This is a genomic window from Candidatus Eisenbacteria bacterium, from assembly GCA_020847735.1.
Classification (GTDB): domain Bacteria; phylum Eisenbacteria; class RBG-16-71-46; order RBG-16-71-46; family RBG-16-71-46; genus CAIXRL01.
Map to the genome: position 1 here is coordinate 279,523 of JADLBL010000001.1, position 23,534 is coordinate 303,056.

Annotated in this window: 13 protein-coding genes; 6 read left to right on the plus strand and 7 right to left on the minus strand. The window is 71.0% G+C overall.

Annotated features, from left to right (window positions below; genetic code table 11):
* Window positions 1–5: 5 nt before the first annotated feature.
* Window positions 6–1,226, minus strand: a complete 1,221-nt coding sequence (locus tag IT347_01270) for an extracellular solute-binding protein (protein MCC6348206.1) — start codon at window positions 1,224–1,226, stop codon at window positions 6–8.
* A gap of 325 nt (window positions 1,227–1,551) precedes the next feature.
* Here IT347_01270 and IT347_01275 point away from each other — a divergent pair, with 325 nt between their 5' ends.
* The gene (locus tag IT347_01275; GenBank protein MCC6348207.1) at window positions 1,552–3,597 is read left to right on the plus strand and encodes a M13 family metallopeptidase; all 2,046 of its coding nucleotides are present in this window, start codon (window positions 1,552–1,554) and stop codon (window positions 3,595–3,597) included.
* 64 nt (window positions 3,598–3,661) lie between these two features.
* Here the strand turns inward: IT347_01275 and IT347_01280 are convergent, their stop codons facing one another.
* Entirely contained in the window at window positions 3,662–5,308 is a 1,647-nt protein-coding gene (locus IT347_01280) for a hypothetical protein (GenBank protein MCC6348208.1), read from the minus strand.
* Between the two features lie 402 nt (window positions 5,309–5,710).
* Here IT347_01280 and IT347_01285 point away from each other — a divergent pair, with 402 nt between their 5' ends.
* Complete coding sequence (locus tag IT347_01285; protein ID MCC6348209.1) at window positions 5,711–8,992, plus strand: PD40 domain-containing protein; 3,282 nt, start codon at window positions 5,711–5,713, stop codon at window positions 8,990–8,992.
* Window positions 8,993–9,028: 36 nt separating this feature from the next.
* On the opposite strand, the gene IT347_01290 is transcribed toward IT347_01285, so the two are convergent.
* Window positions 9,029–9,463 carry a CBS domain-containing protein gene (locus IT347_01290; GenBank protein MCC6348210.1) on the minus strand — a complete coding sequence of 145 codons (435 nt, stop codon included), beginning with the start codon at window positions 9,461–9,463 and terminating at the stop codon, window positions 9,029–9,031.
* Between the two features lie 177 nt (window positions 9,464–9,640).
* Here IT347_01290 and IT347_01295 point away from each other — a divergent pair, with 177 nt between their 5' ends.
* Both IT347_01295 and IT347_01300 read left to right on the plus strand, forming a co-directional pair.
* Complete coding sequence (locus tag IT347_01295; protein ID MCC6348211.1) at window positions 9,641–10,498, plus strand: zinc metallopeptidase; 858 nt, start codon at window positions 9,641–9,643, stop codon at window positions 10,496–10,498.
* A 214-nt stretch (window positions 10,499–10,712) separates the two neighbouring features.
* Entirely contained in the window at window positions 10,713–11,021 is a 309-nt protein-coding gene (locus IT347_01300) for a hypothetical protein (protein MCC6348212.1), read from the plus strand.
* Window positions 11,022–11,051: 30 nt separating this feature from the next.
* On the opposite strand, the gene IT347_01305 is transcribed toward IT347_01300, so the two are convergent.
* Together IT347_01305 and IT347_01310 are read right to left on the minus strand one after the other, a co-directional pair.
* Entirely contained in the window at window positions 11,052–11,735 is a 684-nt protein-coding gene (locus tag IT347_01305) for a 4'-phosphopantetheinyl transferase superfamily protein (GenBank protein MCC6348213.1), read from the minus strand.
* Window positions 11,732–15,691: an amino acid adenylation domain-containing protein gene (locus tag IT347_01310; protein MCC6348214.1), complete on the minus strand. Its 3,960-nt coding sequence runs from the start codon at window positions 15,689–15,691 to the stop codon at window positions 11,732–11,734. The genes IT347_01305 and IT347_01310 overlap by 4 nt, the downstream gene beginning before the upstream one ends.
* 195 nt (window positions 15,692–15,886) lie before the next feature.
* Here IT347_01310 and IT347_01315 point away from each other — a divergent pair, with 195 nt between their 5' ends.
* Both IT347_01315 and IT347_01320 read left to right on the plus strand, forming a co-directional pair.
* Complete coding sequence (locus IT347_01315; protein ID MCC6348215.1) at window positions 15,887–19,021, plus strand: hypothetical protein; 3,135 nt, start codon at window positions 15,887–15,889, stop codon at window positions 19,019–19,021.
* Between the two features lie 180 nt (window positions 19,022–19,201).
* Window positions 19,202–21,325: a hypothetical protein gene (locus IT347_01320; protein MCC6348216.1), complete on the plus strand. Its 2,124-nt coding sequence runs from the start codon at window positions 19,202–19,204 to the stop codon at window positions 21,323–21,325.
* Window positions 21,326–21,439: 114 nt separating this feature from the next.
* On the opposite strand, the gene IT347_01325 is transcribed toward IT347_01320, so the two are convergent.
* Window positions 21,440–22,273 (minus strand): class I SAM-dependent methyltransferase, encoded by an 834-nt coding sequence (locus IT347_01325; GenBank protein ID MCC6348217.1) that lies wholly within the window; start codon window positions 22,271–22,273, stop codon window positions 21,440–21,442.
* A gap of 220 nt (window positions 22,274–22,493) precedes the next feature.
* A complete protein-coding gene (locus tag IT347_01330) occupies window positions 22,494–23,531 on the minus strand; it encodes a hypothetical protein (protein MCC6348218.1) in 1,038 nt (345 codons plus the stop codon).
* Window positions 23,532–23,534: the final 3 nt, after the last annotated feature.

Consider the following 23,534-nt stretch of genomic DNA (forward strand, 5'->3'; position numbering starts at 1 on the left):
CCGGGCTACTTCTTCATGCCGGCGATCTGCTGCACGGCGTCCGCCTGCATCTTCTTCGCGGCGGCCGCGGGGCTCGTGGACCCGTTCATGACCGCCTGCAGCCCCGGGCGCATGACGTCCCACAGCACGCGCATCTCCGGCACGACCGGCATGCGCCTTCCCAGCTCGAAACCACGGCGGGACGCCTGCAGGATCGGGTCGGACTGGATGCGAGGATCGTCGTAGGCGGCCTTGTTGCTGGGAAGCACGCCGAGCGTGTCGGCGGCGAGCAGCTCCGCTTCCGGGGAGGTGCAGTACGTGACGAATTCGATGACGGCGGGAAGCTGCGACTTCGGGCAGTTGACGTTGATCGAGAATCCCTTGCTCGCGATCATCGGCGTCGCGCGGCCACCGCCAGGCAGCGTCCACAACGGCGCGATGCCGAGGTCGATGCCGGCCTTCCGGTAGTCGGCCCACGACCACGGCCCGTTGACGATCATCGCCGCCTTGCCTTCCTGGAAGAGCGTATGCGCGTTCTGGTAGTTGGACTCGCGCGGCATGATGCCCTCGGAGTTCTTGAGGTCGGCGAGGTAGGCGAGCGCCCGCCGCATCGCCGGCGTGTCGAGCGTCGGCTGCTGCCGCGCGTCCATCACCCAGCCGCCGAAGCCGGCGAGGAACGGCACCAGCCAGTACGGCTCGGTCGTCTCCATCACGAAGCCGTAGCGCCCGTCGCGTGTCTGCTGTTTCGCCAGGGCGAGGAACTCGTCGTGGGTGGCCGGCGGGGTGCCGACGTACTTGCGGTTGTAGACGAGCATGAGGTGGTTGCCCACCTGGTCCGGCGCCTGCCAGATGTGACCGTCCAGGGTGTCGAGCGCCATCGGCACGAAGCGGTCGAAGAAGCCCGCGGGCAGGGTCTCGTCGAGCGGCAGCAGCAGCTCGAGCAGCGACAGCGGTCCGACCTGGTCCGAGGGGCCGAAGATGAGCTGCGGCCCGCCTCCGCCGGCCGCGGCCGTCTGGAACTGCTGGCGCAGGTTCTCGGTGTCGTACGGCACGACCTGGAACGACGAACCGGGATGAACGGCCTGGTAGGCGGCGACGTTGCGCTCGAAACGGCCGCGCTCCTGCGGGTCCATCTGGCACCAGACGACGATCGGGCCGTCGCCTTTTCTTGCCGGCGCGCAGCCGGCGGACAGCGTGAGCAGGGCGGCGCAGAGCGCCGCGAGAGCCGGTCCATGCGAGCGGAACATGACCATCCTCCGGCCGCCGCCCGTCGCGAGCGAGGCCCGTGCGCGCGCGCCCCAGCCCTTCCGGCGCGCCGAATCGGTCGAACCCGGTGGTCGTCTCGTCGGAGGAGCCGGGCCCCGCCGACGGTTCGAGTGAGAAGCGCGCGGCGAAAGTCGCACGAAGCCGAGGCGGGGCGCAAGGATGTCCGGGCCCGGACGGTTCGGTCGCCCTGCTTGCCGCGCTCGTCGTCCGACGACCGTTCGCGACGATGCGGAGGGTGCGCCGCGGGCCGCCCTTCGCTAGGGTGCTCGCGATTCGAAGCCGTCACTCCAACCGGGGATGCCCACCATGAAGCGTGCCTTCCTGCTGATCCTTGCGGCGCTGACGCTCACTTCCGCGGGACCGGCGGAGAAGCCCGCCGCGCCCGTCACCGCGGCCAACTACCTCGACCAGTTCATCGATCCGACGGTGGACCCGCGCCAGGACTTCTTCGACTACTCGGTCGGCAGATGGCTGAAGGCCAATCCCATCCCGCCGGCTGAACGGTCGTGGGGCATCGCCAAGGTCGTGCAGGAGGAGACCTACGAGCGCCTTCTCGGCATCACCGCCGCCGCCGCGGCGAACCGGAACGCGGCGCGCGGCAGCAACGCGCAGAAGATCGGTGACTTCTGGCAGGCGGGCCTGGACACGGCCGCGATCGAGCGGCAGGGCTACACCCCGATCGCCTCCGAGTTCGATCGCATCGCCGCGGTGACGGACCTCTCCGGTCTGCTCGCCGCCGCGTCGCACCTTCAGTACATCGGCGTCAACTGCCTGTTCTCGCCGGCGATCTTCCAGGACGAGAAGAACAGCGACCGCACCGTCCTGCACCTGTACCAGGGCGGCCTCGGACTTCCGAACCGCGACTACTACTCGGACACCGACGACCGCTCGAAGTCGCTCCGCAGCGAGTACGTCGTGCACGTGAGCCGGATGTTCGGCCTGCTGGGCGAGGATTCCGCCGCCGCGCGCGCCGACGCGGGCGTCGTCATGGCGATCGAGACCGAGTTGGCCGCCGCCTCACGCAAGCTCGAGCAGCTGCGCGACCCGCAGGCCAACTACAACCGCATGTCACTCGCCGAAGTGGGCGGACTCGCGCCGTCCGTGCCGTGGCGCGACTATCTCGCGCTCCAGAACATTCGCGGCGTGGACACCGTCGTGGTCGGTCAGCCCGAGTTCTACCGCCAGATCGAGAAGTCGCTCGGCACGCACTCCATCGCCGAGTGGAAGACCTACCTGCGATGGCACCTCGCCACGACCTTCGCCGCGGACGCCGGCGGCGCCTTCGACGCCGAGAATTTCCGCTTCTTCGGCACGATCCTCAACGGTACGCCGGTCCAGCGGCCACGCTGGAAGCGCGTCCTCGACGCGACCGAGGGCTACCTCGGCGACGCGCTCGGGCAGCTCTACGTGGAGAAGTACTTCTCGCCACGCACCAAGCAGCGCTACGTGAAGCTCACGGACGACATCTTCGCCGCGTTTCGCGACCGGATCGCGAAGCTCGACTGGATGAGCCAGGCGACGAAGGACCGCGCGCTGCGCAAGCTCAACTCCGTCACGCGCAAGATCGGCTACCCCGAAAAGTGGCGCGACTACTCCACGTTCGAGGTCTCCCGCGATTCGTACCTGGGCAACGTCGTGCGCGGCAACGTCTGGGAGAGCGAGTACCTGATCGCCAAGCTGCACAGGCCGGTGGACCGCACCGAGTGGGACATGACGCCGCAGACCTACAACGCGTACTACAACCCCTCGAACAACGAGATCGTGCTGCCGGCGGCGATCTTCATCCTTCCGGGGATCGCCGATTCGCTCGTGGACGACGCGATCGTGTACGCGTACGCGGGGGGCACGACGATCGGCCACGAGATCACCCACGGCTTCGACGACGAGGGCCGGCAGTTCGACGAGCACGGCAATCTCGAGAACTGGTGGACACCGCGCGACGAGGAGGAGTTCAAGCGTCGCGCGCAGGGGATCGTCCGGCAGTTCGACGCCTACATCGCGACCGGCGACCTGCACGTCAACGGCGCGGCGACCGCGGGCGAGAACATCGCCGACCTGGGAGGCATCGTTCTCGGCTGGGAGGCCTTCCAGAAGACGGAGGAGTATCGCAAGGGCGCGAAGCTCGGAGGCCTGACCCCCGCGCAACGCTACTTCGTCGGCTGGTCCCTGGGCTGGATGAACCAGCTTCGGCCCGAGAACATCGCGATGCGCGTCAAGACGGACGTGCACGCGCCGAGCTTCCTGCGCGTGATCGGTCCCGTCAGCAACCTGCCGCAGTTCTACCAGGCCTTCGGTGTCCGCCCCGGCGACAGGATGTACCGCGCTCCCGCCGACCGCGTGAAGATCTGGTGACGCCGCGCGGCGCGTTCCCCGGCAGGGCCGACCCGCCCGTGACGGGGAACGCGACGCCCGCGCTTCAGTTCCAGACCTGGCAGTAGCAGGTGCTCTCGAGCGAGACGTCCGCCCGCTTCCAGGCCTTGCGGAAGCGGGCCTGCACGGCGTCCGCCTCGGCGAGCTTTTCCTGGGCGCGCAGCGAGCGCGAAAGCCCCCACAGCGCCCAGCCGTTCTCCGGATTCTTCACCAGGTCGGCCCGATAAACGGCTTCCGCCTCAGGCCAGCGCCTGGCGCGCACGAGCACCGCACCGAGCGCATGGCGCACCGGCAGCAGCCAGTCCGGCGATTCGTCGTAGCGCAGCGAGTCCTCGATGCGCACCCCTTCGCCGAGCTCGCGCACCGCCGTCTCGACGTCGCCCCTGCGGTTCGCGATCTCGCCGGCGAGCTGGTGATCGGCGATGGACAGCACGAGCCGACCCGGGTTGTTGCCGACGATCATCTCCTCGCTCACCCCGCCCATCGCGTCACGAAACGCCGACTGCTCGCGCCCGGCGTCCTCCAGGTTGCCGAGCGCGGCGTACGCGGTGCCCCGGGCGAAACGCCGGAAGGCGCGGGTGATCGGCAGGTAGTCGGGACCTTCCGGAATCGCGAGAAGCTCGTCCCAGCGTCCGAAGCGCATGAGCGTTTCCAGCTCGATCGTCATGAAGCCGTCGGCGAAGAACGACGACTCACGCACGAAGTCGGGCGGGAGGTTCGCGAGCATCTCGCGTGAAGCCCGCAGCGCCTCGGCGGAGCGGCCCTCCATCTGCGACGCCCACGACAGGAAGTGGCGGTTGTGGGCCATGTAGACGCTGTAGAAGCCCTGCCGGGGCGAGAGCGCCCGGTAGCGCCGGTCCACCGCGATCGCGCGCTCGTTGGCCGCCGCAGCGTCGGCCCAGCGCCCGACGCGGCTGTAGATGTGCGCCGGCATGTGCACCATGTGCCCGGCGGCCGGCACGAGCGTCCGCAGGCGGTTCGCGGCGGCCAGCGCGCGCTCGGGGTGGGGCGAGGCCTCCACGGCGTGCACCCACAGATGATTCGCGAGCGGATGGTCCGGCGCCTGCTTCAGCACCTGTTCGAGGGTGGCGAGGATCTCGTCGGTGCCGGGCTGCGGCGAGCCGTCCGCCTGCCAGAGGTCCCAGGGACGCAGGTCCATGAGCGCCTCGGCGAACAGGGCTCCCGCGTCCGCATCCGCGGGGTGGCGCTTCCACACGTCGCGCATCGCGTCCGCATACGCCTGGTCGAGCCCGTGGCGGTCGGACGGCGGTGCTTCCGCGTAGCGCGCGGCGAGCGCCGAGATCAGCGCCTGCTCGACCGGCGAGGCGCTCGCGACCGAGGCCTTGGCCCGGGCGATCGCCTTCCAGGCCGCCTGAGACTGTTCGGGCGACATGGCGGGATTGTTGATGTGGGGTCCGTTCGCGAGCGCCACACCCCACCAGGCCATCGCACAGCCCGTGTCGAGCCGCGCCGCCTCGGTGAAGGAGCGGATCGCTTCGTCGTGGTTGAACGACATCACCCACACGAGGCCCTGGTCGAACCAGCGCTGAGCCTCGCGCGACGAGGTCGAGACGGTCCGATGATGGCGGCCCATGCCGTCGAACAGGCGGGCGGCGCCGCAGTCCGGCGCGAGGGAGGCGAGGAACAGCGAAGCGAGAAGGAGGGGCGACGACAGGCGGTGCGGCCGCAACATGCGGAGGCTCCTTTCGTGGACGGAAACCGGATCGCGCGCCCGTGAGCGGGAGCGCGACCGCGCGGGCGTCGTGCCTCTCCGAAGCCATGGTGGGGGTCGGCCCGGGTCCCGAGGCCGGCACTCTATCGGGCCGGCCGGCCGGCCACCATCCTTTCCCGGTCGGGCCCGCCCGCGCGACATCGAGACCCGGCTCGAGCGAGGCTCGCCACGGCCTCCCCGTTCAGCCGCCCGCGCCGCCGCGTTCGTCACTCTTCACCGTGCGGCCGCCGGGGTCCGCTCTGCCGTTGCGGTATACATCGGCGCGTCGCGCCGCACGGCGGGCCGTCCCGACCGCGGCGGCCCACGGTGGTTCTCCGGGGCGTTCCGGACGAGCCCGCGCGTTCCCCCCTCGCAGGAGAGGTCATGTCGAAGTTCGCACGAAGCATCGTCCGGGCGGCGGGCGTCGTGATGGCGCTCGCGCTCGTGGTCCCCGCTCCGGCCGTCGCGGTCGAACGCGGTCTGTGGATGCGCTACCCCTCGATCTCGCCGGACGGACACAGCATCGCCTTCAGCTACAAGGGCAACCTGTGGAAGGTCGCCGCCACCGGCGGCATCGCGACGGCGCTCACGGTCGGGGCCTCCCACAACACCATGCCCGTGTGGTCGCCGGACGGCTCGAAGATCGCCTTCGCCTCCGACCGCGACGGCAACTTCGACGTGTTCGTGATGCCGTCCGAAGGCGGGGAAGCCACGCGCCTGACGTTCCACTCCAGCGACGAGACCCCGACCAGCTTCGCCCCGGACGGCCGTTCCGTGCTGTTCACGGCCTCGGTGCTCGACGCCGCCTCCAACGCGCAGTTCCCGAGCCCGGCCCAGCCGGAGCTCTACCGCGTCGGCCTGGACGGCGGCATGCCCGTGCAGGTGCTGACGACGCCCGCTCTCTACGCAGCCTTCGATCGCACCGGCAGGCGGCTCGCCTACTCCGACCAGCGCGGCTTCGAGATGGAATGGCGAAAGCACGACCATTCCGCCTTCGCGCGCGACGTCTGGCTGTGGGACGTGGCGGCCAACCGCCACACGCGCCTGACCGAGTTCGGCAACGACAATCGCCAGCCCGTCTGGGGCCCGGACGGCAACTCGCTGTTCTTCCTTTCCGAGCGCAGCGGCTCCTTCAACGTCTGGAAGCTCGATCTGGCGAACCCGAAGACGCCGGTCCAGGTCACTTCACACCGCACGCATCCCGTGCGCTTCCTGTCGGCGTCGAACGGCGGCGACCTGTGCTACGCGTTCGACGGCGAGTTGTGGGTGCGGCCGGCCGCGACCGGCGAACCGCGCAAGCTCGAGGTGCTGATCGCGGCCGACCGCCGGGATCGCGAAACCGCCTCCGTGGACGTGACGGCGCAGATCAGCGAGTTCGAGGTGTCGCCGGACGGCGGCGAAATCGCGTTCATCGCCCGTGGCGAGGTGTTCGTCGCCTCGACCGAACATGGCACCACGCGCCGGATCACGAACACACCCGAGCAGGAGCGCTCGGTCAGTTTCTCTCCCGACGGCCGCAGCCTGATCTACGCCTCGGAGCGCGGCTCGAGCTGGAAGCTTTACCGCACCGATCTCACCGACAAGGACGAACCCAACTTCTTCAACGCGACCGCCTTCAAGGAGACCCCGGTACTCGAGGCCGAGACCGAGGCGTTCCAGCCGCGCTTCTCCCCGGACGGGCAGGAGGTCGCCTACCTGGAGGAGCGCACGACGCTCAAGGTGCTCAACCTGAAGACGCGCGCCATCCGCACGATCCTCCCGGGCGACATGAACTACTCGTACATCGACGGCGACCAGTGGTTCGAATGGTCGCCCGACGGAAAGTGGTTCGCCGTCAACTTCCTCAGCCCGACGCGCTGGTCGAGTGAGGTGGGACTGATTCCCTCGTCCGGAACGGGCAAGCTCGTGAACGTGACGCACAGCGGCTACGAGGACGAACAACCGCGATTCGCGCGCAAAGGTGAAGTGTTGTTCTGGCGCACCGATCGCAACGGGCTTCGCTCGCACGCCAATCAGGGCCGCGAGATGGACGTGTACGCCGCCTTCCTGACGACCCGGGCCTGGGACCGGTTCCGGCTCGACGAAGCCGCGTTCGATCAGCTCAAGGCGAAGGAGAAGGACCAGGACAAGGGCAAGCCCGCGGTGGCGACGAGCGCAAAGGGAAAGGCGAGCGCCGAACCGGCGGGGCCGAAGGCGGCCGAGCCGGTGGCGATCGAGTTCGGCAACCTCGACGACCGGATCGTGCGGCTGTCGCTCAACTCGGCCAGCCTCGGGGGCGCCGCGCTGTCGCCGGATGGCGAGAAGCTCTACTACCTCGCGCGCTTCGAGAAGGGATTCGACCTGTGGCGGTACACCCCGCGCGAGAAGGAGGCCAAGCTCGTCGCCAAGCTCGGTGCCGACGACGCGGCGTTCGAGCTCGACAAGGACGGCAAGAAGGCCTTCGTGCTCGCGAACGGGCGACTCTCGACGGTGGACCTGGAATCCGGCAAGAGCACGCCGGTCGCCGCCTCGGCGCGCATGGATCTCGACGCCTCGGCCGAACGCGCCTACATGTTCGAGCATGTCTGGCGCCAGACGCTGAAGAAGTTCCACGACCCGGCCATGCACGGGGTGGACTGGGTCGCGATGAAGCGGACCTACGCCCGGTTCCTGCCGGCGATCGACAACAGCCGCGACTTCGCGGACCTGATCTCCGAGATGCAGGGCGAGCTGAACGCCTCGCACAGCGGCGGCCGCTACCGGCCGATGCGCACGGACGGCGACCAGACCGCCGCGCTCGGGTTCTTCCCGGACCCGAAGCACGCCGGGGACGGCGTCGGGATCCTCGAGGTCCTCGAAGGAGGCCCGCTGCAGCAGTCGGGCTCGCGGATCGCCGCCGGCGTCGTCCTCGAGGCGATCGACGGCGCCCCCATTCCCGCGGGCTCGAACTGGTACCGCCTGCTGAATCGCAAGGCCGACACGCGCGTGCGACTGGCGCTGAGGGACCCCCGCAGCGGCGCGCGCTGGGACGAGACCGTGACGCCGATCAGCTGGGGCGCGCAGTCCCGGTTGCTGTACCTGCGCTGGCTCAAGCAGCGCCGGGAACTCGTCGAGCGGTTGTCGGGCGGCCGGCTCGGCTACGCGCACATCCGCGGCATGAACGACGGCGCCTACCGCGAGATGTACGAGGAGGTCTTCGGCAGGTCGGCGGACAAGGAAGCCATCGTGCTCGACACGCGCTTCAATGGCGGCGGCAATCTCGTCGAAGCGCTGACGGTCTTCCTGAGCGGCAAGGAGTACGCGCGCAACGCCCCGCGCGGAAGGCAGATCGGGAGCGAGCCGTCGAACCGCTGGACCAAACCCTCCATCGTGGTGATGAGCGAGGGCAACTACTCCGACGCTCACTGCTTCCCGATGGCCTACACGCAGCTCGGACTCGGCCAGACGGTCGGCATGCCGGTGCCTGGCACGTGCACGTCCGTCTGGTGGGAGCGGCTGCAGAATCGCGACCTGGTCTTCGGCATTCCCGAGGTCTCGCTCATCGACATGGCCGGGGACGTCATGGAGAACAAGCAGCTCGAGCCGGACTACGAGGTCGAGCCGGACCCGGCGCTGTGGGCCGCCGGACGCGACCAGCAGCTCGAGAAGGCCGTCGAGGTGCTGCTCGCGAAACTGCCGAAGAAGTGACGCGGACGGGCGGGCCCGTGCGGGCCCACCCGATCCTCACAACCGGCCGCTGATGTAGTCCGTCAGGTAGCGGACCTCGACCTCGCGCTCGGCCGACAGGTGCTTGACCACGTCGCCGATCGAGACCACGCCGACCAGCCGGCCGTCGTCCACGACGGGCAGGTGCCGGAAGCGCTGCCGCGTCATGATCGCCATGCAGTCCGCGATGGGGCGCGACGGCTCGACGCACACGATGCGCGACGTCATGACGTCGCCGACGCGCGTCGCGCGCGGGTCGAGGTCCTGCAGCAGGACGCGCCTGAGGTAGTCCCGCTCGGTGAAGATGCCGACGATCGCGTCGCCCTCGGTGACGAGCAACGAGCCGATGCCCTGGGCCAGCATCTCGGCGATCGCGGCGTAGGCGGTGGTTTCCGGACTCGTGCGGCGCACGTGGCCGCCCTTCGAGGCGAGAATCTCGGCGACTCGGGCCATGGCTGCCTCCTCAGGTGGGGAAGGATTCCCGGGGGCTCGCATCGCGGGCGCCCGCGCACCCGCATGGCTCCATGGTGATCCCGCGGGGGCGGCCCGATCAACCGGAACTTCACGCCGCGAGGGCCGGTGAGGCATCCTGCCCCGGTCGCCGGACCTGGCCGGCGAAAGGAGGGTGCGATGCGCTGGAAGGGACGCGAGCAGAGCGGAAACGTCGACGACCGCCGTGGCGCCCGCCCGGGCGGGCTGATCGTGGGCGGGGGGCTGGGGACGGTCGTGCTGGTCGTGGCGTTCCTGCTGCTCGGCGGGGACCCGAGGCAGCTGCTGCAGCTCGCCGGGCAGTCGCAGGTGACGACCGGCGCGCCCGCGAGCCCGGGAGCGCCGGCGAACGCGCCGGACGAGGGCCGGGAGTTCGTGGCGGTCGTGCTCAAGGACACAGAGGACGTCTGGGGGGACCTGTTCCGGCAGGCCGGAAGGACGTATGAGCCGCCGACGCTCGTCCTGTTCAGGGACCAGGTCGAATCGGGGTGCGGCGTCGCGGGATCCTCGACCGGGCCGTTCTACTGCCCCGCGGACCGGCGCGTCTACGTGGATCTCGCCTTCTACGACGAGCTGCGCGACCGTTTCGGCGCCCCCGGCGATTTCGCGCAGGCCTACGTCGTCGCCCACGAGGTGGGTCACCACGTTCAGAACCTGCTCGGCATCTCGGAACGGGTTGCCGGGGCGCGCGGCCGTGTCTCGCAGGAGGAGTTCAACCGCCTGTCGGTCCGGCTTGAACTGCAGGCGGACTTCTTCGCAGGCGTCTGGGCGCATCACGCCGAGCGGGCGAAGCAGATCCTCGAAGCCGGCGACCTCGAGGAGGCGTTGAACGCGGCCAGCGCGATCGGCGACGACCGGCTGCAGCGTCAGGCGACCGGCACCGTGACCCCCGACTCGTTCACGCACGGCACTTCCGCCCAGCGCGCGCGCTGGTTCCGCAAGGGTTTTGAGACGGGAGATCTGTCGCAGGGCGACACATTCTCCGCCGCAACGCTCTGACGGGCGGGCGCGGTTTGCTCCCGGTCTGCCCCCGGACTAGGGTGGCGGCGTGGCCGGGCGCGAACCGCACCGGCGCGACAAGGAGAAGACGATGTCGGACAAACCCGGTGAGGCGGGCCGGCTTCAGCCCCAGGTCAGCCTCAGTGCGACTCGGCCGTCCCGCCCGCTGGCGGACCCCGTGCTCCAATTCGATTTCGCCGAGGAGGCGGCGCGCCTGCGGCGCGAAGGACCATGGGTTCAGCACGGCCGCAACGCGGTGACGCTGGTCAAGCATCCCGACCTGCGCGTCGTCTTCATGGTGATGAAGGCCGGGACGAACCTGCGCGAACACCACACCAGCGGGCGCATCTCGGTGCAGACGGTGACCGGGGCCGTGCGCGTGAAGCTCGCGGACCGGCTCGTGGAGCTGCCCGCGGGCCACCTGCTCGCCCTCGATCACGACCTGCCCCACGACGTGGAGGCCGTCGAGGAGAGCACGGTGCTCCTCACGATCGCCTGGCCGAAGGACGCCGGCGGAAGCTGACGGAGCACGAGTGAAACCGCGCCTTTCGCCTCAGCGGGGGAGCGGGCTCCTCGCGCGCACGCGTGCGAGCGTCCACGATTCGCCCTCCGACGCCACCGCGGCCGCGCAGCCTTCGATGCCGGCGAGGTCGCGCACCGAGTAGCTCGCGCCGTCGCCGGCATCCGCGGCCGTCGCGATTCCCCGCCCGCACGCCTTGGCCAGGGCCTCGCGGCGAACCCAGGCGCGGAAGAACGCCTCGCGCCGGCGCGCGCCGGCGAGCAATGCCAGTTGCGCGCGCACCGCCGCTCCGAGCACGAGTCCCGCAACGGCGGGCTCGTCCACGTCGCCCCGCACCCGTTCGACGTCCACACCCACGTTTCGCCCCGGCCGGAGTGCGATGAGCGCGACGCCATCGGTGTGCGACAGGCTGAAGCGCAGGTCCAGACCGTGGCCCGGGGCGAGTCGCGGACGCCCTGCCGCATCCACACCGAACGTCAGGGCGCGCGGCTCGACCCCGAGAGATTGACCGAGAACGGCGCGCAGCGCCGCACGGGCCGCCGCCCACGAGGCGGCCCCGTGGCGCAGGCGCTTCGCGTGCGCTCGCTCCGCCGCGTCGAGGAACGGGTGCGTCAGGTCGCCGCCCTTCCCGTCCGCCGTGAGCGCGACCCGCCAGACCTCCACGCGATCGCACGCGGCGGCGGCCGGCGCGGGCGAATCGAGCATGCGCGTGCTCATCGCCCTGCGCCAATGCCCGCGGGTCGCGTTGGACAGCCCACGTAGCCGACCTGCGGCAGGAGCCGCTCGCGCTTCATGACGACGCTGTTCTCGGCCACCGCCGCACCCTCGCCGATGTCCGCGCCATAGAGCAGCACCGCGCCACGCCCGACATCGGCCCCGGCGCGGATTCGGACGGGCGCGAGCTTGAGCACGCGGTCCTCGAAGCTGTGCGACTGCAGGTGACACGAGACGGTCGCGCCGTCGCCGACCTCGAGCATGTCGGGGTCCACGACCTGCAGGAACGGCCCGCCGAAGACCACGCCACGCCCGACCCGGCAGCCCATCGCGCGCAGCCAGAAGGCGAGAAACGGCGTGCCCTCGAACGCGGCGACGACCGGCACCGCCCACGCCGCCCAGACCTCGAACAGCACGTCCCAGCGGCAGCACCAGCACGACCAGAGGGCGTGCCGCCCCTCCCGAATCGGTCCCATCACGAACCACTTGACGAGCACCACCAGCGACAGCAGGGCGGCGCCGAGCGCGACCAGCGATGCGGGGAGCGCGAGAAGCAGGAAGGCGGGAAGCGGGAGCGCGTCACGCCACGATGGCACCGCGCGGAACCAGCTCCAGGCGAGGGCCAGCGGCACCAGCGGCAGCACCAGCCGAACCGATTCGAACACGACGCGCGTCAGGAGGCGGTCCCAGGTCGGATCGTGGGTCAGCTCACGTTCGCTCGCCGACACCTCGCGGCGCGGCAGCTCGAGTGGCGGATTGCCGAACCAGGAGGAGCCGGACCGGATGGTCCCGGGGTCCGCCACCGTGCAGACGCCGAGCAGGATGTCCGGGGGCAACTCGGCGCCCGCCGGCACGACGACGTGGTTGCCGAGGAAGGTGTTCCGCGAAAGGCGAGTCCGTCGGCACTCCGCGAAGCCGCGGTGGAGCCGCGGGCGCCCGAGATAGATGCCGTCGGCGAGGAAGCACTCGTCGCCGATCTCCAGCAGCTCGGGCACCGACTCCATGATCGTGCTGATCTCGCACTTGCGGCCGACCTTCGCGCCCGCCGAACGCAGCCACCACGGCCAGAGCAGCGTTCCACTGAGCGCCCCGTTCGCCGTTTCGAGAGCGCGCTCCTTCATCGCCAGCGCGATGCCCATCGCTCCCCGAAGGCGGTGGTCCCCCTCGCGCACGCGACCGAAGGCGCGTGCGAGCAGGGCCTCGGCCGGCAGCGAAAGAGCGTAGCCGGCGACCAGCAGCAGAGGCGCAAGCGCGATCGGCAGGTCGCGAAGCGGCGCCGGCAGCAGCCCGGTGCCGGGCGCCGCGGGCGAGAGGCAGACGGCCGCGAGCAGCAATCCGGGCAGAAGCGGCACCCACGCGAACAGCGCCCGCGCGCCGATCAGAGCCGCGGCGTGCAGCGCGGCGGGCCACGGCGCGGAACGGGTGGCTTCCGCGCTGGCGGCGGGCGCGGCTCCGACGCGCTCGGCCGGCACGCCGGCCCAGCATTCACCCGCGGGCAACGTCTCGCCTTCGGCCAGCAGGGAGAGGCAGCCGAGGTAGCCGTCGCGCCCGAGCCGGGCGCCGCCCGCGACGTGCGCGCGGGTGTCGAGCGTTGCCCCGGACTCGATCGTGACGGGCGCCAGCACAAGTTCCCGCGAGTGGTACTCGGCGACGCCGAGCGAAGCGTCCCTGCCGAGCGTCGCGCCGTCGCCCAGGTCCATCAGGTCCCATCCGCCGCCCATCAGGTCCACGCCCCGGTGCACGTGCACGTTCCGCCCGATGCGCGCACCCAGCGCCCGCAGGCAGGCGTTGCCGAGCTCGCTGCCCTGCACCAGAGGCCATGGAATCGTGCGCGCGAGGTGGACCACGATCCAGTGGCGGACGTGGAAGCTGCCCAGCCAGCGGTGCCGGCCGGGCCGGTAGCGCCCGATCAGCAGCGTCTTGGCCAGGACCGTGAGGCCGAGCGAGACCGGAAGCCACGCCAGCTCCGCCGCGAACCCCACGAGGGGCAGGAGCAGCAGGAGCGTGAGCGTTCCCAGCGCGCGCTCCAGCGCCGGCAGCAGGGCAAACACGGCCACGAAGGCGAACGCCGAGACCGGCACGAGCGTGGCCGCGATCCAGCCCAGCTGCGCGAGCGCGCCGGCCGAGCCCGCGCCGGCAACCGAGGCGAGCGCGGTCCGCCCGGCCGCCGAAGCGTCCGCTGCTTCGGGCGCGGGTCTCGCACGCGCCGCGAGCGCCGCGGCGGTGCGCGCCTCGTACAGGTCCCGCATGGTCAGCGAGGAGGTCGCCGGGTCGCCGCGTAGCGTCGAGACGACCTGTGCCGCGACCAGCGAATTGCCACCCAGGTCGAGGAAGAAGTCGTCCGCGAGCCCGATGGACCCGGCGTGCGGGACGTGCCGGGCGAATGCGGCGAGCACGGCGCGCTCGATCGCCGTCGCGCCGGTCTCGGCCGGGTCCGCCGCACCCGCACCCGGCCGTCCCGCGCGACCGAGATCGGGCAGCGCGGAGCGATCGAGCTTGCCGCTGGCGTCGCGCGTCGGCAGCGACGCCACGAGGGCGTAGTGCACGGGCTGCATGTAGTCGGGGACCGTCGCGCGCATGCGCTCTCGAACGAGCGACAGGTCGGCGGGATGCGCGGCGTCGGTGACCAGGAACGCCGACAGCTCGCGCGCCGGCGCATCGCCCTGCAGCGCGCAGGCCGCGGCGATCACGCCTTCGCAGTCACAGAGCTGCGCCTCGATCGCGCTCAACTCGACGCGGTGTCCGCGAATCTTGACCTGCGAGTCCGAGCGGCCGAGGTAGGCGAGCGCGCCGCCGGCCCGCTGCTGGACCAGGTCGCCGGTGCGGTAGAGCCGGCCGAAGCGTGGATGCTCGATGAACCGCTCGGCGGTGAGCGCCGGCTGCCGCAGGTAGCCGCGCGCCAGCCCCGGCCCTCCGATGCACAGTTCGCCGGAGGCGCCGGGTTCGACCTCCTTCAGGTCCTCGTCGAGCACGTAGGCCCGGTTTCCCTCGACGGGCCAGCCGATCAGGACCGGCTCGCCCGCCCGCACCGGCGTGCGCACGACCGTGACCGAACATTCCGTCGGGCCGTAGCCGTTTTCGAGCCGCCGGCCCGGGGCCCAGCGCGCGGCGACGTCCGCCGGCAGTTCCTCGCCCCCCACATAAAGGAGCCTCAGCCGCGGAAGCGCCGCCCGCGGATCCTCGCAGGCGGTCATGCGCAGCAGGGTGGGGGGCGGGCAGAACACGCTGATCTCCTCGTCCTTCAGCCAGCCCACGAGATCGGGCCCGAGACGGACCGCGTCGTCGTCCATGAGCACGAGCGTCGCGCCCGAACCGAAAGCGAGCCAGATCTCCTCGACCGACGAATCGTAGGCGCAGGAGGAACTCTGCGCGACGCGGTCGCCGGGCCCGAGATCGAAGTAGCGCCGGTCGGACTCGACGAGGTTCACGATGCCGCGGTGTTCGATCATCACGCCCTTCGGCCGGCCCGAAGTGCCCGAGGTGTAGATCACGTAAGCAAGCGAGGCGGGATCCGGCGTCCGATGTCCGGCCGCGTCGTTGCCGTTCGTGGAGTTCCCGAGCGGGGCGCCGTCCTCGTCCACCTCGATGATCCGCTCCCGCGGAACTCCGAGGGACGCGAGCCATGCGATTTCGCGCGCGCGTGCGATCACCGCCACGGCTTCGCAGTCCTCGAGCAGGAAGCGGGCGCGCTCGGGCGGGAGCGCGGGGTCCACGACCGTGTACGCGCCGCCCGCAGTCATCACGGCCAGTTGCGCGACGTAGATCGCCGCGGAGTCGCGCGGCAGTGCGAGCGCGACGATGCTTTCGTCGCGCACCCGGGACGCGAGCCGCGCACCGAGCACCGCGACCCGTTCGCTGACCTGCGCGTAGGTGAGCCGTCTTCGTCCGGGGCGGCGCGGGCCGGGCGGAATTTCGATCGCTGCGGCCGCGGCGTGCGCGAGCGCGGTTCGCTCGAACACGGCGTGCAGGAGCGCGGGGCCATCGGCGCGCTGGGCCTGTGGAAGGTCGGGAGCGACCAGACCTCCGTGTCGGGTGGCATCGGGCGGCACGAACGCATTGTGCCGTGCCGTGCGCGCACAAACAACGCAGATGTGAGGTCCGGTCCTCTGCGCTACCTTTCGGCGACGGCGAAACAACGGATCCAGGGAGGTGACATGGAAGAGCCTGCGTCGGTCCAACGCCGATTCGCGAGCAGCGGCACCCTCTCGTCCCTCGCCTTCCTGATGATGGTGACGGGCGCCTGCTGGGCTCACTCCGACACGGCCTCACCGCTGCCGATGCCCGACGTGAGCTGGCGGCAGGTCGGCCCGTTCCGCGCCGGCTGGGCGACCGCGGTGACCGGGGTTTCCGGCGATCCGCTCACCTTTTACTTTGGCGGCGCTGGTGGCGGGGTCTGGAAGACCACGGACGCCGGGCGCACCTGGCGGGCCAGCCTGCAGGCGGAGCGCGCCTCCTCCATCGGTGCGCTGGCCGTCGCGCCCTCCGATGCTCGCGTCCTCTATGCCGGAACCGGTCAGGCGACGACCCGCTTCGACATCATGTCGGGCGAAGGTGTCTACCGCTCCGACGACGCGGGCACGACGTGGCGTCCGGTCGGGCTGTCGAACACCGCGCACATCGGCGACCTGCTGGTGCACCCGCGGGATCCGAACCGGGTGATCGTGGCGGCTCTCGGCCACGTTTTCGGCCCGGGCCCCGAACGCGGCGTCTACCTGACGCGCGACGGGGGACGGACCTGGCGGCGGACGCTCGCGACACCCGACTCGGTCGGTGCGGTGGACCTCGCATGGGACCCGCTGCAGCCGTCGGTGGTGTACGCCGCCACCTGGCAGATCCGCATGCACCCGTGGCTCGACTACTTCATGCCGATGGGGGGCCGCGGCTCGGCGGTATGGAAGAGCACCGATGGCGGCGAGAGCTGGCGGCGACTCGCGGGCGGACTGCCCGAGGGACAGGTGGGGCGCATCGGCGTCGCCGTTCCGCGCGGCAGCGCCGGCCGCACGGTCTATGCGTTGGTCCAGGTGTACTCGGCGACCGGTGCCGCCGGGCGCCCGGCGGGAAGCGGCCTCTACCGCAGCGACGACGCGGGCGACTCGTGGCGACTCGTCAACCCGGACGGAAGCCTGGCGAGCGGCTACTTCGGCCGGCTCTGGGTGTCGCCGCGGGACCCGCGGCGCATCTGGCTCTCGGGACAGTCCCTGCGCGAGTCCCGCGACGCCGGGGCGACGTTCGTCGTCGCTCGCGGGTCTCCAGGAGGTGACGACTACCACGCGCTGTGGGTGGATCCCGCGGACGACCGGCGCCTGATCACCGGCGCCGATCAGGGAGCCGCGGTCAGCCTGAACGGCGGCGAAAGCTGGTCCAGCTGGTACAACCAGCCCACCGGGCAGTTCTATCACCTCGCGGCCGACGACCGGTTTCCCTATCACATCTACAGCGGCCAGCAGGACAACGGCACGGTCGCAATCGCCAGCCGGGGCGCTTACGGCGTGATCGAGGAGCGCGACTGGCACCCGGTGGGCGGGGACGAGCGCGACTACATGGTGCCCAAGCCCGGCGACCCGCGGACCGTTTTCGGCAGCGGACTGGGAGGGGGCGTGTCACGCTTCGACGCCGAAACGCGACAGAGCGCCAACGTCTCGGCGTGGCCGCTCAGCACCTATGGCGCCGACCCGACGAAGGTGAAGTATCGCTACACCTGGATCACTCCGCTCGTCCTTTCGCCGCTTCCTCCGCACGCGATGTACCTGGGCGCCCAGTGCCTGTTCCGCTCGCTGGACGATGGCCGCCACTGGGACGTGGTGAGCCCCGACCTGAGCGGCCGCGAGGAGGGCGCGGGACCGTGCGCCGACCCCGCGCTCGACCAGGCCCGGCGCTGCGGCTACGGCGTGATCTACAGCATCGCTCCCTCGCCGCTCGATTCCGCGGTGGTCTGGGTCGGCACGGACGACGGACTCGTGAAGAAGACGCGCGACGGCGGCGCCAGCTGGCGGGACGTGACCCCGCCGGGGCTGCCGGCGTGGGGAACCATCGCCTCGGTGGACCTTTCGCCGCTCGATCCCGCCGTTGCCTACATCGCCGTGGACACCCACCGGCTCGACCGCTTCGCGCCGCTCGCCTACGCGACGGACGACGGGGGCGAGCGCTGGCGTGAGATCGGCCACGGCCTGCCGGCGGACGAGTTCGTTTCGGTCGTGCGCTGCGACCGCCGAACGCCCGGACTGCTTTACGCCGGGACCAACCGCAGCGTGTACGTGTCCTTCGACGACGGCGAACGATGGCAACCGCTCGCGAACGGCTTCCCGACGACGTGGGTGCGCGACCTGCTCGCGCACGGCGACGACCTGCTCGCCGCGACCCAGGGGCGCGCCATCTGGTCGTTCGACGACGTGACGCCGCTGCGCGGCATCGCCTCGGGAGCGACGCTCGAGCCCGTGCATCTGTTCGCTCCCGCGCCCGCCGTGCGCATGCGGGCCAGCGAGAACCGAGACACGCCACCGCCGCCCGAGACCCCGCTCGGCGAGAATCCGCCGACCGGCGCGGTGCTCGATTACTGGCTCGCCCCCGGCACGGAAGGCCCCGTGACCCTGACCGTCGAGGACGCCGCCGGCCGGATCGTGCGGCGATTTCGCAGTGACGCCAAACCCGAATCGCTGGGCGCGCGCGCCTACTTCGAGCAGGACTGGATCGGGACGGCTTCTCGGCCGCCGGCCGGTCCCGGCATGCACCGATTCGTGTGGAATCTGCAGTTTCCACGCCCGGCCGTTCGGTCGTTCCGCTATTCGATCGCGGCGGTCAGGACACGCGGCACTCCGATCCTGCCCGGTGGCGCGTTCGTGCTCCCCGGTCGTTACCGGGTGACGCTCGAAGCCGGAGGAAGGCGCGTTTCGCAGCCGCTCGAGGTCAGGCTCGACCCCCGTCTCTCGGTGCCGATGGCGGGACTCGAGGAACAACTCGCCCTCTCCCGGTCCCTCGATTCGACGTTGCAGGAGGTGTGGTCGGCGCACGACCTGATCCTGCGCACCCTGAACGAGGCCGGAGACGCGATCGACCCGGCCACGGCCGATTCGCTGCGCGCGATCGCCGGGCGCGGGGAAGCGAGCCTCTCGGGTATGGCCGGCTCGCTCGGCTCGTTGTTCACGACCGTGCAATCCGCCGACAGCGAGCCGACCCAGGGAGCGAAGGACGCGTGGCGGGCCTGCCGGCGGCGCATCGACGGCCTGCTCGAGCGCTGGCATCGGATCGCTTCCGGCCTGACCCCTCGGACACGTTCGATCCCCAGCCCGTGAGTCCCCGGGGGAAGCATCCAGGTCGCCTTCGACACGCACCCCTCACACCTGCTAGCATTTCGCGCCAGTTTCAGCACCCTCGGGACTCCTGCCCGGCCTTCGACCGGAGGCGGGAGGGAGTTCCGGACCAGCACGGCACCGTAAACGCCCCCGAAGCGTCTCCGGCGCCCGAGAGACGCGATGCCCCCGATCCGAGCCTTCCGCAGCACCGGCGCGGCGCTGCTGGTCGCGGCCTGCCTCGCCGCCCCCGCCACCGCCGTCACCCCCAACGGCCGTCTTCAGATCATCCACCTCGATGTCGGCCAGGGCGACGGGGCGGTGCTCATCAGCCCGCTCGGGCAGGTCGTCATGATCGACGACGGCGTGTACGGCAACCCCACGCCCGCGAGCGGCGTGAAGGTTCCGCAGCAGCTGCAGGCGCTGGGCGTCACGCACGTGGACTACCATTTCGCGAGCCACTACCACGCCGACCACATCGGCCTGTTCGGCACGATCTTCGGGGCGGGAGGCGTCGCGACGCTGGGCTACGCCTGGGATCGCGGCGGCTCGTACTCCTCCGGAACCTACACGACCTACGTCAACACCGCCGGCAGCAAGCGCCGCACGCTCGTGAAGAACCAGGTCCTCACGCTCGATTCGCTGTCGGCGCACCCGGTCTTCATCAAGGTCATCGACCTCAACGGCGCCGGCGTGCCCGGAGCGTCGGGCGACGAGAACTCCTCGTCGCTGCAGCTCAAGGTCAGCTACGGCGAGTTCGACATGTCGTTTGGCGGTGACACGCCCGGGGCCAACTCCGGGAGCTACCGGAACGTCGAGTCCCCGGAAGCTCCGGCGATGGGGCCGATCGAGGTGTACAAGGTCCACCATCACGGCTCGGCCACCTCGAGCCTGACCGATTGGCTCAACGCGACCCAGCCCAAGGTCGCCGTGGTGTCGTGCGGCAACGGCAACAGCTACGGCCACCCGACCGCCTCGGCCATCGGGCGGCTGCACAACGCCGGAACCCATACCTACTGGACCGAAACCGGCGCGGGCGTCGCGCCGCTCGCCGGCTGGGACAAGGTCTCGGGCGGCCAGGTCGTCATCTCCGCGACGTGGGAGCCCGGCGGCGTGGACACGATTCGCGGCAACGGCTTCGCCGACACGTTCACGAACTCCGGCACGCCGGGCGGCGACGTGCAGGCGCCGGTCGCCAGCCTCACTTCGCCGGTCGGCGGAGAGACCTGGAAGGTCGGCTCGTCCCACACACTGACCTGGACCGCGAGCGACAACACCGGCGTCACCGGCGTGGACCTCGCGTGGTCCGTGGACGACGGCTCCTCCTGGCTGCCCATCGCCGCTTCCGCCCCCAACACCGGCTCCTATGCGTGGGTCGTGCCGGCGACGGCGACGACCGAGGCCCGCGTGCGCGTGGTTGCCCGCGACGCCGCGGGCAATCTCGGCGCCGACTCGAGCTTCAGCTCGTTCACGGTCGACTGGTGGACGGTCGCGGCCAGCGCGGAGGTCGGGGGCACGATCACGCCCTCGGGTGTCGTCGGCGTGTCCGAGGGCGCCAGTGCGACTTTCAACATTTCGCCGGGCACCGGCTTCACGATCGGCGACGTGCTCGTGGACGGCGTGCCGGCGGGTGCGATCTCCAGCTACACCTTCGACGCGGTCGCCGCCGACCATGCCATCGCGGCCACGTTCCTCGACGTCGCGGCGCCGGTCGTCGCGGTCACGGCCCCGGCGGGGGGTGAGACCTGGGCCCAGGGCAGCCTGCACGACATCACATGGACCGCCACGGACAACCTCGCGGTCGCCACCATCACCATCGAGTACTCGGCCCACGGCGACGCCGGCCCCTGGGAGCCGGTGGCGAGCGGACTCGACAACAGCGGCACCTACGCGTGGACCGTTCCGGCCGTCGAGACGGACAGCGCGCGCGTGCGGGTGACCGCCTACGACCCCGGCGCCAACAGCGGGACGGCCGCCAGCGCGGCGCTGTTCCGCATCGGCAGCGGCACGACGGCGGTGGACGCCGGCCCGCTCGTGCTCGCGCTCTCGAGCCCTTCGCCCAATCCGAGCGCGGGTGAAGCTCGGATCGCCTTCACGTTGCCGGCGGCGGGTGAGGTGCGACTCGAGATCTTCGATCTCTCGGGCCGCCGCGTGTGGTCGGACGAAGGGATGATGTCCGCCGGAGCGCACGCGCGGTCGTGGAACGGCACGACGCTCGACGGCCGCCACGCGGGCGGCGGGCTCTACTTCGTACGGCTCGTCACGCCGTGGGGCACGCGCGGCGAACGGCTCGTTCGAATCCGCTGATCGGAGCAGGCGGGGTGCGGGCCCCGCGGTCCGCGCGCGGCGAACTGGAAGGGCCCGTGGGCGGACGCCCACGGGCCCTTCGGACGCATCTAGGCGCGAGGCCGGACCGTGCGATCAGACCTTGGTCGCGCGGGTCATCAGGTACGACTGTCGCATCCCGTTGGACTCGAAGTAGCTCGAGGCCAGCTCGTCGCTCTCGCGGCGGTACTCGGCCAGTTTTGCCGGGTCGCTTTTCTCGAGCGACTCGACCAGTTTCAGAACCGGGCCGGCGGTTCGCTCGGTGGCGTACCGAAGATGCTGAGGGCTCAGGGTGTTGACCAGCATGAGGTCGCGTTCGAAAACGATCTCCCGCACCGCGGCCCCGAGGCGCTCCCGGACGACTCCCGGGTCGCCCCACTGCACCGGCGGCGCGACGCCCGGCGGCGGAGGGGGCGCGTAGCGTGCGGTGAGCGCGAACAGGCGGCCCACGAACTGGTCCGGCGGCCAGGTCGAAAACGCGATCGTGCCACCGGGCCGCAGCACGCGCAGCATCTGGGCGATCGCGAGATCCGGCCGCGGCGCGAACATGTGACCGAACTGGCTGAGCACGACGTCGAACTGCGCATCCGCGAACGGCAACGCCTCGACGTCGGCTTCGTGCCAGTCCACCGCCACCCCGGCGATCTCCGCGTTGTGGCGCGCCTGATCGATCAACTCCGGCGTGAGGTCCGCGGCGGTCACTTTCGCCCCGAGCCGCGCCGCCGTCACCGCGACGACGCCCGTGCCCGACCCCACGTCGAGCACACGCTGTCCGGGCTGCACGCCCGCGAAGCGCACCAGCCGCGCCGCCGACGGGGTCGTGAAGACCGCCAGGGGACCGAAGTGCGCCCACGACGCACGCTGATTCGCCTTGAACTTCTCGAACGGATCGGACGTCGCCGCGTCGGATGACGAACTGGTTTGGCTCACGAACCCTCCTGATGGACTTCGCCAGCGGCCTTCGAAACGAGCCCGCGTCCCGGGCCGGGCGCCCTGCGTGCGCTGTCGCAAGGCAGGTTCGGCGAAGCTATCGGCTGGCCCGCGGCGCCTCAACGACAATCTCGGTCCGGCGCGGGACGCGACCGCGAGGGACCGCCCGGTCGGGGCTCGCGCCTCGCGATCCGGCCTCAGGCGTCCCCGACGCCGAGCGTCACTTTCGCGCGCCGGTCGGAGCGCCCCAGCCGAGTTGAACCACTTCGAAGTCGTCCGCCGTCAGGCTCGCGAAGGCGGGATTCAGCACGTCGTTGTTCCAGCGCGCATCCATCGTTCCCGAAACGAACAAATCACTACCATTGTCCGCGACGATCAGGCCGTGGGTCTTCATCGCCTGGAAGATGCGCTGGACCTGCGGCGTGAAGCCGCTCAGGTCCACGCCCGGCTTGAGGCGCAACCGCGCGCCCATGGGGAGCGCACCGGCGGTGTTGCCCGCGACGTGTGATGCCGGCCAGACGCTGCCGTTGGTCGCGCGCACGGTGACCCTGAACGCGTGCCCGATCGCCGCCCCCGAGACGGATTCGTCCCAGCGCACGAGCCCCGGCAGGATCGCCAGCCCGGCGGCGTCGGCGGAAGTCCAGCCGTCCGGTCGGCGGGCGTTCGAGGAGAGGTCGAACGTCGCCCCGGAGCCCGCCTCCCATCGGGCAGCCGACGAGTTCCAGCGCGTGGCCCAGGTTTCGAAGAGCAGGCGCCGGGATCGATCCACGATCAACAGGTGCCGGTCACCGCTCGAACCGCCACCCGCGATCGCGCCCTCGATGTACCCGGCTTGCGTGCGCGCGATCGCGGGAATCGGGTAGCCGGCCGGGCGTCCGGGAGCTCCCGCGTCGCTCTGGCTGCCGTACGGCGAGAATGTGACCGGAACGAGCGGCTGGTTCGCCCCGACCACGACGTAGGGCATTCCGAAAGGTGGCGGCCCGAAGTCGGGGTGCATGGAGCGCGTGGCCGTCGGGTTGCCCGGGGTGCGGCCGCTGACGAAATCAATGAACGCGGCGGAGCCCGGGTCCACGGGCGCGGAGGAGATGTCGAGGTTCCACCAGTTGTCCACGGGGAATAGCGGCAGGTCGGTGAGATCGGGCACGAGCGCGACACTGTCCGCGCCCGCGCCTCCCGGGGCGGTGGGCGAGGCGCCACTGCCGCAGCCGGCGAGCGTCGCGAGGCCGAGGCAGAGCGTGGCGGCACGAAGCGCGTTCATGGC

Bases quoted from the DNA above. Each gene is read 5' to 3' on its own strand.
- IT347_01270 (MCC6348206.1), bottom strand. From the start codon at position 1,226: ATGTTCCGCTCGCATGGACCGGCTCTCGCGGCGCTCTGCGCCGCCCTG.
- IT347_01275 (MCC6348207.1), top strand. From the start codon at position 1,552: ATGAAGCGTGCCTTCCTGCTGATCCTTGCGGCGCTGACGCTCACTTCC.
- IT347_01280 (MCC6348208.1), bottom strand. From the start codon at position 5,308: ATGTTGCGGCCGCACCGCCTGTCGTCGCCCCTCCTTCTCGCTTCGCTG.
- IT347_01285 (MCC6348209.1), top strand. From the start codon at position 5,711: ATGTCGAAGTTCGCACGAAGCATCGTCCGGGCGGCGGGCGTCGTGATG.
- IT347_01290 (MCC6348210.1), bottom strand. From the start codon at position 9,463: ATGGCCCGAGTCGCCGAGATTCTCGCCTCGAAGGGCGGCCACGTGCGC.
- IT347_01295 (MCC6348211.1), top strand. From the start codon at position 9,641: ATGCGCTGGAAGGGACGCGAGCAGAGCGGAAACGTCGACGACCGCCGT.
- IT347_01305 (MCC6348213.1), bottom strand. From the start codon at position 11,735: ATGAGCACGCGCATGCTCGATTCGCCCGCGCCGGCCGCCGCCGCGTGC.
- IT347_01315 (MCC6348215.1), top strand. From the start codon at position 15,887: ATGGAAGAGCCTGCGTCGGTCCAACGCCGATTCGCGAGCAGCGGCACC.
- IT347_01320 (MCC6348216.1), top strand. From the start codon at position 19,202: ATGCCCCCGATCCGAGCCTTCCGCAGCACCGGCGCGGCGCTGCTGGTC.
- IT347_01330 (MCC6348218.1), bottom strand. From the start codon at position 23,531: ATGAACGCGCTTCGTGCCGCCACGCTCTGCCTCGGCCTCGCGACGCTC.